We start from the raw sequence: 18,644 nt of genomic DNA on the forward strand, positions 1-18,644 counted from the left end.
ATAATATCTAACTTAAGAGAGCTGTTATACAAAATACTTAATAGGTAAAATATAGTAAAAATTATAAATGTTCATAATTAAATTAAAATTGCGTAAAAAAGTTAGAATTCGAAATAGTATGATATAATAAAGAAAATTAAATAAAGGGAAGGTGAATCTCAATGGATAATAAAAAATTATCTAAAGGTGCTTATGGAGGAGTATCAGGTAAAGACTATGTTCCTTACATAACAGACAAATCGAAGACTGGTGCAAATATGGCAGTACTGATAATAGGTATTATTTTAGCCGTAATATTTGCAGCATCAACAGCATATTCAGGAATGAAAGCTGGTCTTACAGTTGCCGCAGGTATTCCAGGTTCTATTATAGGTTCAGCGTTTATAGCAGCATTCGCAAAAGGAAAAGGTATTCTTGGTAAAAATATTGTACAAGGTATGGCAAGTGGTGGTGAATCAGTTGCAAGTGGTATGATTTTCGTATTACCTGCTATTTTATTAATAGGTAGTCAAGTTACATTTTTAGAAGGATTTATAGTTGGAGTAGGTGGAGTTTTATTTGGTATTGGAATTGCATCACTTGTGTACAATTATTTAATAATTGAAGAACATGGTAAGCTTATGTACCCAGAATCAATGGCTATATCTGAAACATTAGTTGCTTCAGATGCTGGTGGAGATTCAATGAAGTATATGGGTATGGGATTTGGTATAAGTGGACTTATAACTGTATTAACAGGTTCATTTTTAAACGTAGCCAATAATGTTATAAGCTTTATTGGAAATAAGTTTTATAAATGTAAATTTGAAGTAGAAGTTAATCCTCTTCTTTTAGGGATAGGATTTATAGTAGGACTTGAAGTTGCACTTACAATGTTTGCAGGTTCTTTATTATCTCATTTTGGTATTATGCCTCTAATAGGATACTTTACTGATATGGCAAGAGAAGGTGCTAAGGTATGGAATGATCCTACAATGGCGATAAACCAAATGGGTGTAAATGATATAGCTGGTAACTATGTAAAATACATAGGGGCTGGTATGATGCTTTGTGGAGGTATAATAGGTGCAGTTAAATTAATACCAACTATAATAGCATCTGTAAAAGAAACTATGAAAGCAAAATCATCAACATCTGTTGACGGTGAAGATGGTAGCGCATTACAAAGTATTATACTATTAGGCGGAATTGTAGCAGCAGTTGTAGGAGCATTCTTTATATCAAATGGTATAGTAATGACAATTATTGGTGTAGTAGTATCTTTATTATTAGCAGGATTATTTGTTATAGTTGCTGGACGTTTAACAGGGACTATAGGTACATCAAATCTTCCTGTATCTGGTATGACAATAGCATCTTTAGTTATAGCGACATTAGTATTTGTTATAATGGGATGGACTGATTTAGCAGATAATAAATCACTATTATTATTTGGTACATTTATAGTTGTTTCTATATCTATAGCTGGAGGATATAGCCAATCTCAAAAGGTAACTTATATAATAGGTGGTAGCAAAAATGAAATGCAAAAATATTTTGCAATAGCTGGTATAGTAGGTGTAATAGTAGTTGTAGGAACTACATTACTACTTGCAAATCAATTAGTAGTAACAGGAGATAATCCTCCATTTGCATTACCTCAAGCTAACTTAATATCAACATTAACATCAGGAATTATGTCTGGTCAATTACCTTGGGTTATGGTAATAGTTGGTGTAGTTATGGCTATAGTTTTATACTTCTTAAATCTACCTATAATGACAGTTGCTATAGGATTTTACTTACCAATTGCAACAACTTCTATAATATTAGTAGGAGCTTTAATACGTGTATTTGTTGAAAAAACTTCAAGAAGTGATAAAGAAAAAGAGGTCAAAGTTGCTAATGGTATAAGTTTATCATCAGGGCTTGTTGCTGGTGGTTCTATAATAGGATTAGTCGGTATAATATTACAAGTAACAGGTGTTATAAAAGGTGCTGGTCCTAGTGGGTTTGCAGCTTCAAATATGATGGCTATTATACTTCTTTTAGTATTAGTTGTACTTACTACATGGCCAATTGTAAGCTCTAAGGTAAAAAACAATGAAAACTAATGAAGATATTTTAAATATTGTATTTAAAATAAATGATAAAATAGATTATGAAGTAAATGAAGGTGTTGTAACGATACTTGAAAAACAAGATCATAAAATTCAACAGTTTTTTAGAAAATTAAAGTTTAAAATTCCAATGTATAAAAAGACTGAACTAGATGAATATGGCAGCTTTGTATTTTCTAATATTGACGGGAAAAAAACTGTAAAAGAAATTGGTAAAGAGCTAGAATTAAAGTATGGAGAAAAATCACATCCTCTATATGAAAGATTACTTATTTTTTTAAATCATATAGATGCAAACTGTAATTACATTGAAAAAATTAATAATTAAAAATTTCAATAAAAATAGGATATCTTTTAGATATCCTATTTTTATTGAAATTTTTACTACTAAGGCTAAGGTATGCTAAAATTTATAAAAATAATAGTAAATATACATGGAGGAAAAGCTGTTTAAATCAATGAGAAAACAAAAAGAAAATTAGATGTAGATCGAATAAAAAATACTAGACAAAGGGGAGTATATGACACTAGCAATTATAAGTGAGAATGGGTATCCATATAGTCTTCATTTAAGATATATTTATCATAATAATTTTATATATTTACATAGTGCTAAGAGTGGTCATAAGATAGAAAATATAAAAATCAATGAAAAGTATATTTTAGTGTAGTGGGATATACAAATATTTTGCCAAGTAAATTTTCTACAAATTATGAAAGAGTAATAGGATTTGGTATAGCATGTAAAGTAGACGGTAAGGAAGGAGAAGGGCACTTATAAAATTAATAGAAAAGTATAGCAAAGACTTTTTTAAAGAAGAAATAGAATATATTTTAAATGAAAAAATGTCACTAATGTAATAAGAATTACAATAGAACATATAACAGGAAAATAAAATTATTAGAAAATCTACCTATAAAATTAGGTGGATTTTTTTGAGGAAATAATGAATCAAATTGAGGAAAAATGATAGTTTGAATTTTAAAAAGTTAGAAATTGAAACTTTTTAAAATTAAAAATTTTTGTATTGAAAAAAATTATACTTATATTATAATTATAAATGCGACAACTTATGACAAAACTTGGTGAAGAAAGGAATATGAATATGCAAGATAAGCAACTTCAAAAAAATCTTGGGGCAGCTGCAGCTTTATCAACAGTAGTTGGTATGGTTATAGGTGGGGGAGTATTTTTTAAGCCTCAAGCAGTGTATGAATTAACTGGTGGAGAGCCAGGACTTGGAATGATAGCTTGGGTAATAGCAGGTATCATGACAATAACAGCAGGTCTTACTGCAGCAGAGGTTTCAGCTGCTATACCAAAAACAGGCGGTATGATGGTATATATAGAAGAAATATATGGTGAAAAATTAGGATTTTTAACAGGATGGATGCAATCAGTATTATTTTTCCCAGCAACAATAGCTGCAATATCAGTTATGTTTGGGCAACAATCAGCGATACTCCTTGGAAATGAAAATTTAGTAATACCTATGACAGTTGGGGTAATATTATTAGTTGGTGGACTTAATACATTAGGTTCTAAAACTAGTGGAGCAATACAAACAATATCTACAGTGTGTAAATTAATACCTTTAGTACTTATAATGGTATTTGGATTTATAAGTGGATCAGGGAATAATTCAATAACTACTCCATTAGTAGGGGAGGGAATAAGTGCAACTAGTGTAATAGGACAATTATTAGTTGCTATATTATTTGCTTATGATGGATGGATAAATGTCGGTACTTTAGCGGGGGAAATGAAAGATCCGGGAAAAGATTTACCAAAGGCAATAATAGGTGGATTATCTTTAGTTATGGCGGTTTATGTAGTAATAAACTTAGCGTATCTTTGGGTACTTCCAGCAAGTGAATTAGCTAAATATGCATCACCAGCATCTGCTGTTGCAACAGAAATATTTGGACCTATTGGTGGTAAAATAATAACTATGGGTATATTAATATCTGTATTTGGATGTATAAATGGATATCTACTTACAGGACCTAGAATAATATACACATTAGGACAACAAAAAACATTACCTGAATTTTTAGGTAAATTAAATAAATATGATGTACCAGCAAATGCAACTATGGTGATGGCTTCTTTATCAGCGCTTTATGCATTATCTGGACAATTTAACTTACTAAGTGACTTATCAATGTTTGCTATCTGGTCATTTTATGTGTTAACGTTTGTAGGAGTTATAAAAATGAGAAAAACTATGCCAAACTTACATAGACCATATAAAGTTCCGTTTTATCCGGTAATACCTTTAATAGCAATAGCTGGTGGATTATTTGTAGTAATAAACCAATTATTATTTGCAGGACCTAAAAATACAATGATGTCATTAGGAGGAGTTGTAGTAACTCTTATAGGTTTGCCTATATATAATTATATGATGAAGAAGAATCAAAAGGAAAAAGATATAAAAAGGGTAGCATAATAAATTACGAATAAAAACACACAAAAATAATAGAAAACTTAAAATACACAAAGTAAAAAAATAGAACTTTAGAAGTTCTATTTTTTTTGTCTAAATTATTGAAATTAACTTCAAGAAAATGTTTGCACAAAAAAACAAAAAAACTAAGTTTTTTTCAAAAAGATTTTTTATTGAAAAAAATAATTACAAGATTAAATAGATTATCTTTGTAAAGAAAAAAATTCATATTTAAATTTAAGTATACAAAGTTAATTTGGCTAAATAGCTGAAATATAAAAAATAACAGAAAATTTATATAATAAATAAAAATATAAAAATTAAAGTAATCTTAAAAAAATTTTCTAAAAATACATAATTTAGAAAAACGTTGTCGAAAAAAATAAAAAAATGTATTGAAAGTATTTCAAAAAATATTATAATGAAATTATAGAAAACTTAATAAATAAGGAGGCATATATGGAAAGTAAAGAACTTCAAAAAAGTTTAGGGATGTCTGCAGCTTTATCAACAGTTGTTGGTATGGTTATAGGTGCAGGTGTGTTCTTTAAGCCGCAAGCTGTTTATCAAACAACAGGTGGAGAGCCAGGACTTGGAATGATAGCATGGGTAGTAGCAGGTATCATAACTATAACAGCAGGATTAACGGCAGCTGAAGTATCAGCAGCTATACCAAAAACTGGTGGTATGATGGTATATATTGAAGAAATATATGGCAAGAAACTAGGATTTTTAACAGGGTGGATGCAAACGGTATTATTCTTCCCAGCAACAATAGCAGCACTAGGAGTTATATTTGCACAACAAGCAGTTTCATTAATAGGAAATGAGTCTTTAACTCTTCCTATAGCAGTAGGTATTATATTATTTGTTGCAGCGTTAAATACATTAGGATCAAAAGCTGGTGGAGCTATACAAACAATTGCTACTATATGTAAGTTAATACCTTTAGCACTTATAATGGTATTTGGATTTATAAAAGGAAGCGGAACAAATCCAGTAATGACACCATTAGTAGGAGATGGAATAAGCCCAGCAGGAGTTATAGGTCAATTATTAATAGCAGTATTATTTGCCTATGATGGATGGATAAATGTTGGTGCTTTAGCTGGAGAAATGAAAAATCCAGGTAAGGATTTACCAAGAGCGATAGTTGGTGGGCTTGCAGTAGTTATGGGAGTTTATGTAGTAATAAACTTAGCATATCTTTGGGTACTTCCAGCAAGTGAATTAGCTAACTATTCAGCACCAGCAGCAGCAGTTGCAGAGGCTATGTTTGGACCAATGGGTGGTAAATTAATAACAATAGGTATATTAATATCAGTATTTGGTACACTTAACGGATACTTATTAACAGGACCAAGAGTTATGTATACTTTAGCAGAACAAAAAACTCTACCAGGATACAAGACTTTAACTAAATTAAATAAATCTCAAGCTCCAGCTAACTCAATAATAGCAATGGCAACATTATCAGCTATATATGCATTATCAGGACAGTTCAACTTATTAACAGATTTATCAATATTTGCTATATGGATATTCTACGTACTAACATTTATAGGTGTTATAAAGCTTAGAAAAGATCAACCAGATTTATTTAGACCATACAGAGTTCCATTATATCCATTTATACCAGCTATAGCTATATTAAGTGGATTATTCGTTGTAATAAACCAACTATGTTTTGCTGGTTTACAAACAACAATGATATCTTTAGGAGGTATAATAATAACTCTTATAGGATTACCAATTTATAATTATATGCAAAATAAAACTAATTAATAAAAAAGTACAAGCGTATTGCTTGTACTTTTTTATTAGAAGGATTTTATGTTAAATATAAAAATGTGAAGAGTTTTATTGATACACTTATAAATTAAAGTAAATTTTTATTTTTATTACATAAATATTTACAGAATAAGTTTTATCTTTTAGTGATATAAAAAAGGGTTTTTACCAATACTAAGATTATAAAAACGTTTAAAACGTAAAAATTTATACAAATATGTTCCTTAAAAGGCATAAATTTATAATAACTATAAAGGAGGAACTCATATGAAAAATGTAAGATTAAAACTAGCAATAAGTGTAGGACTTTTAACATTTGCTATGATACCAAATAACACAAGTGCTTTAGAATATATAGATAAATATACTTGTTTACCTATATATTATGATGTAAATGAAACTGCTAATACAAACAATAAAATCGCTTATATAACGATAGATGATGGTCCAAGCAAGTACACAAAAGACATACTACAAATCCTTAAAAAGCATAATGCACATGCGACATTTTTTATGATAGATATGAATATGAAAGTAAATAAGGATGCTGTAATAGAGATTGTCGAAAGTGGAAATAGTGCAGGATTTCATAGTGTTTCGCATGATGTAAATAAACTTTATGAAAATTACGATTCAGCTAAAAGAGAATTTGATAAAAATAAGGAAACTTTTTATGAGATAACTGGAAGGACATCAAATATAATAAGACTTCCTTATGGAAGCAAACCGTATACACCAGTCAAGTCATATGAAAATTTAGTTGATGCAGGATATAAGCTTTGGGATTGGAATATAGATACTCAAGATTGGAAAAATGATTCTAATAAAATAATAGAAATTGTAAAAGAACAGGTTAAAAATAAAAAAGAAGTAGTAATACTTATGCACGAAAAAAAACAAACAGTACAAGCATTAGATGAAGTACTTACTTATTTAAATGAAGAAGGATATGAAATACTTCCTATAAATGAAAAACAAATACCAAAGAATTTTTGGAATATTAATACTAAATAAATAGCTATCAAAATGATAGCTATTTTGTTTACTTAAAATTTTTACTAGACAAAATAATACAAAAAATAATAAAATAGGACGTGGTTAAAATAGTTATATTATTTAAATAATATAGAAAGGATTAAATTTATGGATGATAAAAAAATAGTAGAAGATCCAAGATATAAACAGTGTAATAAAGAAGCTATAATGGGACTTATTCTTGGACTCTTAAATCTTATATGGTGGTTTGGATTTGGATATGGACTTTCAAATAGACCAGTTAAAGAGTATACATATATACTAGGTTTTCCTGCATGGTTTTTTATGAGCTGTATAGTAGGAGGAATACTTTTTTCTATACTTACAGTTATTACAATAAATAAGTTCTTTAAAGATATGCCACTTGATGGTTTAAGCAAAGAAGAAGTAGAGATGTACAAAAAGGAGTTTAAGTAATGGAAAATGTAAATTACAAAGTATTAATTCCTATAGTTATATACTTTATAGCTATATTTGGAGTAGGTTTTTACTCTATGAAGTTTGTAAATAGAGCAAGAAATTCAAATAAAGATAATTCTTTTATGGACGAATATATGACAGGAGGAAGAGATTTAGGTGGATTTGTACTTGCTATGACTTTAGTTACTACATATTTAAGTGCAGGAAGTTTTATAGGTGGACCTGGAACTGCTTACAAAGAAGGACTAGGATGGGTGTTTTTAGCGATGGCACAAATGCCAACAGGATATTTTACATTAGCGGTCCTTGGAAAAAAGTTTGCTATAATATCTAGAAAAATAAATGCAGTGACTATAACAGACTTTTTAAGAGCAAGATATAAATCAGACATAGTAGTTATAATGACGTCGATATCAATAGTTATATTTTTTATAGCGGCAATGGCAGCACAGTGGGTAGGAGCGGCTAGACTTTTACAAGGTTCAGTAGGTCTTGATTACAACATTGCATTAACTGCATTTGGAATAACAGTTATAGTTCACACTGTAGTAGGTGGATTTAGAGCAGTTACATTATCTGATACAATTCAAGGTGTAATAATGACTATAGCAACTATAGCTATATTTATAGGTACTATAATTGCAGGTGGTGGAATAAATAATATAATTCAAAATATGGCAGCTATTAATGAGGGAATGATAACTCCATTTGGAGTAACACCAGGAAATATGACTATAGCTTGGGTAACATCATTTTGGATATTAGTGGGATTTGCAGTGGTAGGTATCCCATCAGTATCTCAAAGAGCTATGAGTTATAAAGACACTAAGAGTTTGCATGATGGTATAAAATATGGAACGATAGTATCTATGATATTACTTCTTGGAATGCATTTAGTAGGGGCATTTGGTTCAACATTAGTTACTGGTATAGAATCTGGAGATTTAGTTGTACCAACATTAACAACCAAGTTATTTCCATCGGTAATAGCAGGAATATTACTTGCAGGACCATTAGCATCTATAATGTCAACAGTAGATTCACAGTTATTAGTAGCATCAGGTTCTATAGTTAATGATTTAATTTCAAATTATATAAATCCTAATTTAAAGACTAATTCTAATTTAAGCGGAAAGATAAGTATATTATGTACCGCACTTCTTGGTATTATAATATATTTAGTAGCTTTTAATCCACCAGAATTAATAGTTTGGCTAAATTTATACGCTAATGCAGGAATAATTTCTACATTTTTATGGCCAATAATACTTGGGCTTTATTGGAAAAGGGCGAATTCATCTGGTGCTATATCATCTATTATAGTAGGTATAGGCTCATATATATTATTTAGCCAAATATGGAATAGACCATTTGGGATGCATACTATAGTACTTCCCTTAGTATTATCATTAATAACTTTTATAATAATATCTAAAAATACAAAAGAACCAGATGAAGATGTTTTAGAAACTTTCTGGGGTATATATTATAAATGATAAGAAAAAAGAGATACCTCAAATAGAGGTATCTCTTTTATATCTAACAATAATATAAAAATTTACTTAACATATACAGAGGATACATATCCATAAGTATTACCAAATTTTATCTTGTGCCAATCATGCTTAGTGTCTACTATCTTAACTTTATCTCCTTTTTGCAAATATCCAATAGGTGCAAATAAAGTACCTCTCTCAGCTCTAACTTTAACATTGTCATTTAATACAGTCTTTATATTGGAAAAACTTCCTTTAATGTTAAAAAATTCTTTGACACTATTAACTATACCATTAGCTATTTTTTCTTGATATGCTTTTGTAGACAATTTGAATCCTTCATTATCATTTGATATAAAGCCACATTCGATAAGAATAGATGGCTTATTGTTATCTCTTAAAACTTGCAAGTTACCTTTTTTAACACCTCTATCATTAGCTTTAGTAGAATTTAATAGATTAGATTGAAAAATATTAGCAAGACCTTTATTGGTTTTATCGTAGTAATAAGTTTCTATACCATTTGCACTTTTACTTTCTGATGTATTTTGGTGTATTGATATAAATAAATCAGAATTAGATAAGTTTGATTTTTTAGTTCTTTTAGATAAAGATACATATTCATCTTTATTCCTAGTTGTCTCAACGTATATGCCTTCTTCTCTTAATAGCTTTTCTACTTTTTCCGCTATTTGAAGGTTTAGATTATCTTCTATTCTAGCACCATAGCTTGAACCATTATCTTTTCCCCCGTGGCCTGCATCTATAAATACTTTATAGCTTTGGGCATTTGATATAGTCATATTTGACATAAATGATAAAGACAATAACAATGCTATTATAGGTTTTCTCATATGTTTAATACTCAAAAATGTTCCTCCTTAGATGTCTAAAATTAAATTCAACTCTAATTATACTAGTTTAAAAAAATTTTTCAACCTAATGTAATTTATTGAAAAAGTAGACAAAGTAGAATTTTTAAAAAACTGTAAGAATATAACATATAGTATATAAATTTTTCAAATAGAATATTTATAACTCGTATACTTTTACAAGGAGTATATTTAATTATGGATAATAAAAATAATATAAATAGAGAAAATAAACAAATTAAAAAGGCAATTGATAAGTGTTCCAAAATTAAATCAAATAAAGGTACTCAAAGTCTGGGATTAGATAGGTTTTCTTATGCAGACTTTGTATTGCTATCTTCGACATTAGCATATGCAATAGTAGAAGAATTAAATGAGGAAGATTTAAGCTTATTAATATCTTTTATAAATATGTTAAATGGAGATTTAGTTATGCTAAGAACGCAAGAAGCTATAAGAGCGGGAAGAGAAACAGAATTAAGCCAGCAGCAGGAGGAAGAAGTATTAGAAGAGACGGACACCCTAGCTGATGCTATAGGAGAGACTGTTGATGATGAAATGATAGCCGATCTAATTAGAAAACCTAAAAAGAAGAAATATAAAAAGAAAAAGATTAAAAAGGTAAAGTGATCAATGCACATATTGTAGGTTGGTAACTTTTTATTTAAAAATAAAAAGTTAATACTGGGTAAATTTATATAAAAAAATATATTATAGATTATAAAAGTTTGATATAATAATTATTAAAATGAATAGAAGGAATTGAAAGAATATATGAGGTGTACAAATTTTTATTTTAAGGGAAATGATAATTTAGATATACATGTATATAAGTATGAAGGGGAAACAGACAAGCCAAAAGGTATAATTCAAATAGCACATGGTATGAACGAAACTGCTAGTAGGTATGAGTATTTCGCGAAACATTTAACTAAAAATGGTTATATAGTTTATATAAATGATCATAGAGGTCATGGCAAGACTGCTAAGACGGTTGAAAATGTTGGATATTTAGCGAAGGAAAATGGCTTCTATCATTTGGTTGAGGATATGAACATATTAACAAATATTATAAAAAATGAAAATGAAGGACTTCCTATATATTTATTTGGGCACAGTATGGGATCTTTTGCTAGTCAAAACTATATTATGAAGTATTCACATAATATAGATGGAGTTATATTGTCAGGTTCAAATGGAGACCATGGATTTATATTAAATTTAGCAGAGATAATAATAAATAGAGAAATAAAAAAACATGGACGATTATATAGAAGTAAATTTATAGATAACTTAATATTCGGTAGAAATAATAGAAAGTTTAAAAATACTAAAACAGAATTTGACTGGCTAAGTAGGGATGAAGAAGAGGTTAAAAAATATATAGATAATCCATTTTGTGGATTAATATTTACTTGTGGTTTTTTCTATGATTTTATACAAGGATTAAAAGAAATAGAAGATAAACATAACTTGGCTAAAATTCCTCTTGATTTACCTATATATATATTATCTGGAGATAAAGATCCAATAGGAAAGTTTGGAATAGGTGTTTTTAATTTAAGGGATAGATACATAAATTTAGGAGTACAAGATGTAAGTTGTAAATTATATGAAGGTGGAAGGCATGAAATGCTAAATGAAACCAATAAAGATGACGTTATAAAAGATATATTAGATTGGATTAACAATAAATTGGTACAAAAAACTACATAATTATGTAGTTTTTATTTTTGTATTTAAAAAATAATTATTTTGAATAATTGATTCTAGAGTTGTTAAAAAAATAAAGTATGAAAAAGACAAAAGTAAGAATTTGTAAAAGTAAGAAAACTAATTAAAATTAAGTTTTATACGGGTAAATTATATTAATTCTTATAAAAATATAGTAAAAAGCATAAAAAACTTTAAAATATATTAAAAGTTATATTGACAATAGAATGTTAATAATATATCATAATTTATATAAGAGGAGAAAAACTTAACAATATTAAGTAAAAATAAGAAAATACTTTACAAAAATTTAACTATGATTTTAAATATGAAAACGTATTTTTATAAAGTTTTAATATTGGAAAGTCAGATGAAAAATTAGCCAAGTTAATTAAAAAATGATTAACGTACTGGTTAATTTATAAAAATTAAATAATATTATGGAGGACAAAATGGGAGAGAGTTCATTCTTAACAGGGTTTTTGATGATATCAAACATCAAAACAATTATTTTTATTGCACTATTAATAGGGACGTTTTTCATAGTTAAACACTTTGAAAAGAAGAAAGTAAAGTTCTCAACAAGAACAATCTATGCGACAATAATAGGACTTATACTAGGGGTTATAATCCAATTAGTGGCAGGTCTTCCTGAAGATCCATCACAAGTTGATTGGTTACAAGAAGTAAGTAAGTGGTATGGATTATTTGGGTATGGATTTATGGATTTATTAAAAATGTTAGTAGTTCCAATGGTATTTGTATCGATAATAAGAGTTATAATAAATATGAAAGAAGGGGACAATTTACAAGCATTAACATTTAAATCTTTAGGAATGCTACTTGGGACAACATGTTTAGCAGCAATAATAGGTATAGTAGTAGGAAATGTTATGAAACTAGGAGTTGGATTTGAAGCAACTGGCATAGAAGCACCAGAGATGAGAGAAATAACTCCATTAGTTGACACTTTAAGAGGATTATTACCATCAAATCCAGTACTATCTATGGCAGATGGAAATATAGTAGCAATAATAATATTTGCTACATTCTTAGGGCTTGCGACAAACAGAACAAAGAAAAAATATATGGATACAGTTAAGCCATTTATAGATTTGGTAGAAGCTTTCTATAAGATAATAGTAAGTGTTGCAATGACAGTTATAAAGTTTATGCCATATGCTGTAGTTGCGCTTTTAGCAAATACTATAACTGCAAGAGGATTATCTTCAATGATATCTGTTGTACAATTTGTAGTAGCTTTATATGTAGCAACAGCAATACTATTTGTTGTTCACTTAATAATAATAGCAGCTTGTGGGTTAAACCCAATTACTTATATAAAAAATGCGGCAGAACCACTACTTCTTGCATTTACATCTCGTTCAAGTTTAGGAACACTTCCTGTAACTATAGATACACTTGTTAAAAAGCATGGTGTTGAAGAAGGTGTAGCAAGTTTTACAGCAAGTTTAGGTGCTAATATGGGGATGAATGGATGTGCTGGTATATACCCTGCACTAATGGCTATAACAGTTGCAAATATGGCTGGGATAGATAAAGATATAAGTTTCTATGTAATGCTACTTGTAGTTATAACTATAAGCTCATTAGGAATTGCTGGTCTTCCAGGAACTGCAACAATGGCAGTATCAGTAGTTGTATCAGGAGTAGGACTTGGAGCTTATTTCCCATTAGCTGGTGGAATACTTGCAATAGATCCAATACTAGATATGGGTAGAACAATGATAAATGTAAACGGAGCATCGGTAACTTCAATAGCTGTTGGTAATTCACTTGGCAAAATCGATAAAGATATTTACAATAGAAAAAATACAGTAACAACTGAAGATAGAAGCGCTTAAATAAAAATAGCCCTCATAAATGAGGGCTATTTTTATTTAAGATATATGAAACTTGATACAGTTAGTTCACTATATTGTATAATAAGGAATATATAATTATTAACATAAGTTCCTAGTAGAATTAATACTAAAAAATAAAAAAACATATATACAAAAAACTTACATATTTAAATATTAAAAAAATATAATAGTTTTGTGAAAACTATAAAAATACAAATAATAAAAAAGGATGTATATTAGCTACATTCTTTTTTTATGAAATATTCCTAAATTTAACTTTATTAAAAAGTATGATAAAATGGTAAAATAGTGAATATTTTAAGTGGCTTATGTATTATTAGTTTAGAATAAAATATTACCATAAAATAGAAAAATTACACTATGAAAATAAGGAGGGGCATATGAAAAAGATAGATAAGATTATAGATGTATTTAGAAATTCAAACTATACAGAGATAAATTCAAAAGCTGCTGAAATGTCTTTTTATTTACTATTATCCCTTTTTCCATTTTTAATGTTTACTATAAGTACTATAGCATATATGCCTGTTATTCAAATAAATAAATATATATTATTATTTGAGCATATGATGCCAGAAAGTGCTTTTAATATGATATCAGCTATAATTTATTCTGCTATGAAAAATAAAAGCAAAAATTTTATAATAACAAGTTTTCTGCTAACTATGTGGACATCATCAAGAGCAGTAAGAGCTATGATAAGAGGTGCTAATAAATCTTATAAGGTAGAGGAAACTAGATCATTTATAAAGGTGTTTTTTATAAGTATATTATCAACTATAACCTTATTATTTTTAATATTTTCATCAATGGTATTTTTAGTATATGGAGAAAAGATAGGATACTTTATATTTGGACTTATTGGGCTTGATAAGATATTTATGTATATTTGGGATATACTAAGATACACTATAGGTATATTAACCTTAGTTATAATACTTATAAGTATATATAGATATAGCCCTAATAAAAAAGTAAAAATGTCAGAAGCAACACCAGGTGCTATAATATCAACTCTTGGATGGATATTAGTATCTTTAGGATATTCTTATTATTCTAATTATTATGCAAATTATGAAGTTATATATGGAAGTATTGGTGGAATAATAGTTTTAATAACGTGGATTTATTTAAGTAGTTGGGCTATATTGATAGGTATAGAAATCAATGCTAAAATTTACTTAAGAAGAAATATATACAAATATAAATTTAATGAAAAAATATAATAATAATAGACACTTATTTGTAATTAGGAGAGATAAATAAGGTATGAATACATATGAATATATAAATGAAAGAGATATACTTTATAATTTATTTGATTGTATTAGAATAGTAGATCCAATAAGAAAAGTAGTTATACATCAAATAAAAAATGAGGTAGATATAGAAAAGCTACCTTGTTATGAGTTTTGGAATAGAAATCAAGTATGTGAAAATTGTATATCAATTAGAGCGTATAATGAAGAAAAATCTTTTTCAAAAATAGAGTTTAATAAAGAAAAAGTATATTTTGTAATTGCAACTTTAATCAAAATAAATTGTACAAAATATATAGTAGAAGCGTTAAAGGATGTAACGGAGGATAACATATTAGAAGAGATAAGTAAAAAAAGTATAAGTGATATAACAAAAGAAGTTAACAGATTAAATGAAATAGTTGTTAAGGATGAACTTACAGGTTGCTTTAATATAAGATATGTAAATGAAATGCTACCTTTTAATATATTAGATAGTATAAATGAAAATAAGACATTATCAGTTTGTATGCTAGACTTAGATTATTTTAAGCAGATAAATGATACATATGGGCATTTGTGTGGAGATTTTGTACTAAAAGAAGTAGGTAAAATACTAAAAGATAATATAAGAAAAGATATAGATTGGGTAGCAAGATATGGAGGAGAAGAATTTATAATTGTATTTAATAATATGTCATTAAAAAATGTAACTAAGAGAGTACAAGCTATAAAGGATAAAATAGAAAAACATGAATTTAAATGGAAAGATAAGGTTATAAAAATAACATCAAGCTTTGGAATAAGCACGTTAGATGAAGATACAAAAACAGTAGAATCTATTTTAGAATCTGCTGATAAAATGCTTTATCTTTCAAAACAAAAAGGAAGAAATAATATATCACATAAATAATGAAAGTGCTTAAAAGTAGTATAAATACTAACTTAAAAGCACTTTTTTACTTTTAAAATATAACTTTAAATATGATATATAATAATATTAAAAAATACTATCTAGTAAATACAAGCTTATTATCATCTGACAAATTTTCATTAAAACTATAACCATCAATATTAAACTTTTTTAAATCTGAGATTTTATCTATTTTATTTCTTATTATAAAAGATGTCATATATCCACGGGCACGTTTTGCATAAAGACCTTTAGTTTGATAAGTGTCTTTGCTAGAATTATATTCTTTAAAGTTTATATCTATAAATGTATAGTCTTTCTTTATAGATTTTAAATCTATACACTTTAAGTACTCAGAAGAAGCTAGATTTATTAGTATTTTGTTTTTATGTGTGCTTAATTCATTCATTATATTTTGAGTTATTTTATCTTTCCAAAATTTATATAAATCATCCCCACGATTATTAACTAATTTAGACTTCATCTCAAGTCTATAGGGTTCTATTAAATCAAATGGCTTAAGTATACCATAAAGTCCTGAAAGTATTCTTATATTTCCATTAGCAAAATCAAAATCTTCATGTGTAAATTCATAAATTTTCATGCAATTAAAAACCTCTCCATCAAAAGCTAAGATACTTTCGCACTTTGGATTATTTTTAGTAGATAGATTTTTATGTCTATTATGGTTTAATATAGTTAAATCTTCACTTAGATTCATAAGATTTGATAGTTCTTCTTTTTTCAATGATTTTAAAAGTTTAATTAAATAATCTATATCATCTTTAAATATAGGTATAGATTGTTTATTCAATCTTATATTCTTATCAAAATTCATAGTTGTAGTAGGAGAAATTATAGTAATCATTTTACACCTCTCATATATTTATTTACTAATTTATACTTACACCAATTAAAGTAAAATTGATTAATATTTTAAGTTGAATTTCATAAGTTTATTATATACCCTTAATATAAAAATTTTAATCATATAAGTATGTAATATAAAAATATTTAGAAATAGTATATAACTGTGATAGAATTAACATGTATTGAAAAATTTATATAAAATATAGTTTTAAGGAGTGAATTATTGTGGATAAAAATATAACTTGGATCAATGAAAAAAGAATAGAAAAAACAATTAAAGCTTTAGAAAAAAACAATATGAATGGTTATTTAGCAAAAGATACGGATGATATTATAAATATAATAAAAGAGTTAGTTGATGAAAAGTCATTAGTAGCTTGTGGTGGCTCTATGACTTTATTTAAAACAGGTATTATAGATTTATTAAGAAGTGGTAGATATAATTTTTTAGATAGATACGAAGAAAATCTCTCACCTCAGGAGATGAAAGAGATATTTAGAAAATCTTTCTGTGCAGATGCATACTTCACTAGTACTAATGCTATAACAGAAGAAGGAGAATTATACAATGTAGATGGAATGGGAAATAGAGTGGCTGCCATGCTTTATGGACCTGATAAAGTTATAGTAGTATGTGGAGTAAATAAGATAGTAAAAAATATAGATGAAGCTATAAATAGAAATAAAGTAGTATCTGCCCCTGCGAATGCTAAAAGGTTAAATACTAAGACGCCATGTAAAGAGGTAGGCTATTGTATGGACTGTAGTAGCAGTGAACGAATATGCTGTGAATATACTATTATAAAAAAACAAAGAATACCAAATAGAATACATATAATATTTATAAATGAAAGTTTTGGGTATTAAAATAGTATACAATTTATCCTACACATAATGAATACATAATTTGTCAATAATATATAATATGTATATCACCAAGGGTAGTAAGGAGGAAATATGAAAAAAGTAAAGCTTATATATAATCCAAACTCAGGTGAGAAAAAAATAACAAACCAACTTGATAATATAATAAAAATATATCAAAAATATAACTACATACTTATACCATATAGATTAAGTAAACATCAGCACATAAGTAAAGCCTTTTTAGATATGGATGAAACTTATGACCATTTATTAATAGCAGGAGGAGATGGAACAGTAGACATAGTTCTAAATGCTATGAAAGAATTTAATGTAGATATACCTATTGCTATACTTCCAACAGGAACAGCTAATGATTTTGCTAAAGCGTTAAATATTTCATTAGATATAAATAAAGCTGTTAAAGATATACTCAATTCAGAGCCTAAAAGTATAGATATAGGAAAAATAAATAATAAATATTTTATAAATGTAGCTAGTGCAGGGATGTTTACTGATGTATCTCAGAAGATAAATCCAGAATTAAAAAATTATATGGGAAAAGTATCTTATTATATTACAGGTATAGAGGAAGCTCTTCACCTAAGAAAATTCAATATAAATGTAAATTCCAAAGAAGTTATGTACAAGGGTGATATGTATCTTATGTTAGTCTTTAATGGAAAAACAGCAGGTAATTTAAATTTGGCATACAAAGCAGAAGTAGACGATGGTTACCTAGATGTTATTATATTTAAAGCAATGCCTATACCAAAATCAATACCAGTGCTTATAAGTATATTAAAGGGTGAGCACTTAGATACATACAATGAAAGTGAGATATTATATTTTAAAACTAAAAAAGTAAGAATAGATTGTTGTGATGGTTTATTAACTGATATAGATGGAGAAAGAGGGCCAGATTTTCCTCTGGATATAGAATGTATAGAAGATGGAATAAAAATACTTGGAGTAAAATAAAAAAGGAAGCTAAATT

The 18,644-nt window shown here is 27.6% G+C and carries 16 protein-coding genes; 14 read left to right on the plus strand and 2 right to left on the minus strand.

Annotation, left to right across the window (positions count from 1 at the left end; translation table 11 throughout):
• The first annotated feature begins 161 nt into the window (after positions 1-161).
• The 7 genes from I2H23_RS03785 (at position 162) to panF (ending at position 9,291) form a co-directional block, all read left to right on the plus strand.
• A complete protein-coding gene (locus tag I2H23_RS03785) occupies positions 162-2,093 on the plus strand; it encodes an OPT family oligopeptide transporter (protein ID WP_092925965.1) in 1,932 nt (643 codons plus the stop codon).
• The gene (locus I2H23_RS03790; RefSeq protein ID WP_092925963.1) at positions 2,083-2,427 is read left to right on the plus strand and encodes a PqqD family protein; all 345 of its coding nucleotides are present in this window, start codon (positions 2,083-2,085) and stop codon (positions 2,425-2,427) included. The genes I2H23_RS03785 and I2H23_RS03790 overlap by 11 nt, the downstream gene beginning before the upstream one ends.
• Positions 2,428-3,205: 778 nt before the next feature.
• The gene (locus tag I2H23_RS03800; protein ID WP_166506248.1) at positions 3,206-4,552 is read left to right on the plus strand and encodes an APC family permease; all 1,347 of its coding nucleotides are present in this window, start codon (positions 3,206-3,208) and stop codon (positions 4,550-4,552) included.
• Positions 4,553-5,008: 456 nt separating this feature from the next.
• Positions 5,009-6,334, plus strand: coding sequence for an APC family permease (locus tag I2H23_RS03805; protein WP_092925961.1), 1,326 nt, complete (start codon positions 5,009-5,011; stop codon positions 6,332-6,334).
• Between the two features lie 273 nt (positions 6,335-6,607).
• Positions 6,608-7,354 (plus strand): polysaccharide deacetylase family protein, encoded by a 747-nt coding sequence (locus tag I2H23_RS03810; RefSeq protein ID WP_092925959.1) that lies wholly within the window; start codon positions 6,608-6,610, stop codon positions 7,352-7,354.
• 129 nt (positions 7,355-7,483) lie between these two features.
• Positions 7,484-7,792 (plus strand): YhdT family protein, encoded by a 309-nt coding sequence (locus I2H23_RS03815; RefSeq protein ID WP_092925957.1) that lies wholly within the window; start codon positions 7,484-7,486, stop codon positions 7,790-7,792.
• Positions 7,792-9,291: a sodium/pantothenate symporter gene (gene panF, locus I2H23_RS03820; protein ID WP_166505366.1), complete on the plus strand. Its 1,500-nt coding sequence runs from the start codon at positions 7,792-7,794 to the stop codon at positions 9,289-9,291. Before I2H23_RS03815 ends, panF begins: the two co-directional genes overlap by 1 nt.
• A 62-nt stretch (positions 9,292-9,353) precedes the next feature.
• Here panF and I2H23_RS03825 read toward each other — a convergent pair whose 3' ends face one another.
• Entirely contained in the window at positions 9,354-10,160 is an 807-nt protein-coding gene (locus tag I2H23_RS03825; protein ID WP_166505367.1) for an N-acetylmuramoyl-L-alanine amidase, read from the minus strand.
• 201 nt (positions 10,161-10,361) lie between these two features.
• Between I2H23_RS03825 and I2H23_RS03830 the strand changes: the two genes are divergently transcribed.
• The 5 genes from I2H23_RS03830 to I2H23_RS03850 all read left to right on the plus strand — a co-directional run bounded on the left by I2H23_RS03830 (position 10,362) and on the right by I2H23_RS03850 (position 15,913).
• Entirely contained in the window at positions 10,362-10,793 is a 432-nt protein-coding gene (locus I2H23_RS03830; RefSeq protein ID WP_166505368.1) for a hypothetical protein, read from the plus strand.
• A gap of 144 nt (positions 10,794-10,937) precedes the next feature.
• Positions 10,938-11,879 carry an alpha/beta hydrolase gene (locus tag I2H23_RS03835; RefSeq protein ID WP_166505369.1) on the plus strand — a complete coding sequence of 314 codons (942 nt, stop codon included), beginning with the start codon at positions 10,938-10,940 and terminating at the stop codon, positions 11,877-11,879.
• Between the two features lie 449 nt (positions 11,880-12,328).
• The gene (locus tag I2H23_RS03840; protein ID WP_240275840.1) at positions 12,329-13,741 is read left to right on the plus strand and encodes a cation:dicarboxylate symporter family transporter; all 1,413 of its coding nucleotides are present in this window, start codon (positions 12,329-12,331) and stop codon (positions 13,739-13,741) included.
• A gap of 401 nt (positions 13,742-14,142) precedes the next feature.
• A complete protein-coding gene (locus I2H23_RS03845) occupies positions 14,143-14,988 on the plus strand; it encodes a YihY/virulence factor BrkB family protein (protein ID WP_092925946.1) in 846 nt (281 codons plus the stop codon).
• A gap of 43 nt (positions 14,989-15,031) precedes the next feature.
• Positions 15,032-15,913 carry a GGDEF domain-containing protein gene (locus I2H23_RS03850; RefSeq protein WP_092925944.1) on the plus strand — a complete coding sequence of 294 codons (882 nt, stop codon included), beginning with the start codon at positions 15,032-15,034 and terminating at the stop codon, positions 15,911-15,913.
• Positions 15,914-16,010: 97 nt separating this feature from the next.
• Here the strand turns inward: I2H23_RS03850 and I2H23_RS03855 are convergent, their stop codons facing one another.
• The gene (locus I2H23_RS03855; RefSeq protein WP_195237699.1) at positions 16,011-16,781 is read right to left on the minus strand and encodes a YaaA family protein; all 771 of its coding nucleotides are present in this window, start codon (positions 16,779-16,781) and stop codon (positions 16,011-16,013) included.
• A 227-nt stretch (positions 16,782-17,008) separates the two neighbouring features.
• Between I2H23_RS03855 and I2H23_RS03860 the strand changes: the two genes are divergently transcribed.
• Entirely contained in the window at positions 17,009-17,650 is a 642-nt protein-coding gene (locus I2H23_RS03860) for a lactate utilization protein (protein ID WP_195237700.1), read from the plus strand.
• Between the two features lie 90 nt (positions 17,651-17,740).
• A complete protein-coding gene (locus I2H23_RS03865; protein WP_092925938.1) occupies positions 17,741-18,628 on the plus strand; it encodes a YegS/Rv2252/BmrU family lipid kinase in 888 nt (295 codons plus the stop codon).
• Positions 18,629-18,644: the final 16 nt, after the last annotated feature.

This window comes from Romboutsia sp. BSD2780061687b_171204_C1, from assembly GCF_015560225.1.
Classification (GTDB): domain Bacteria; phylum Bacillota; class Clostridia; order Peptostreptococcales; family Peptostreptococcaceae; genus Romboutsia_C; species Romboutsia_C hominis.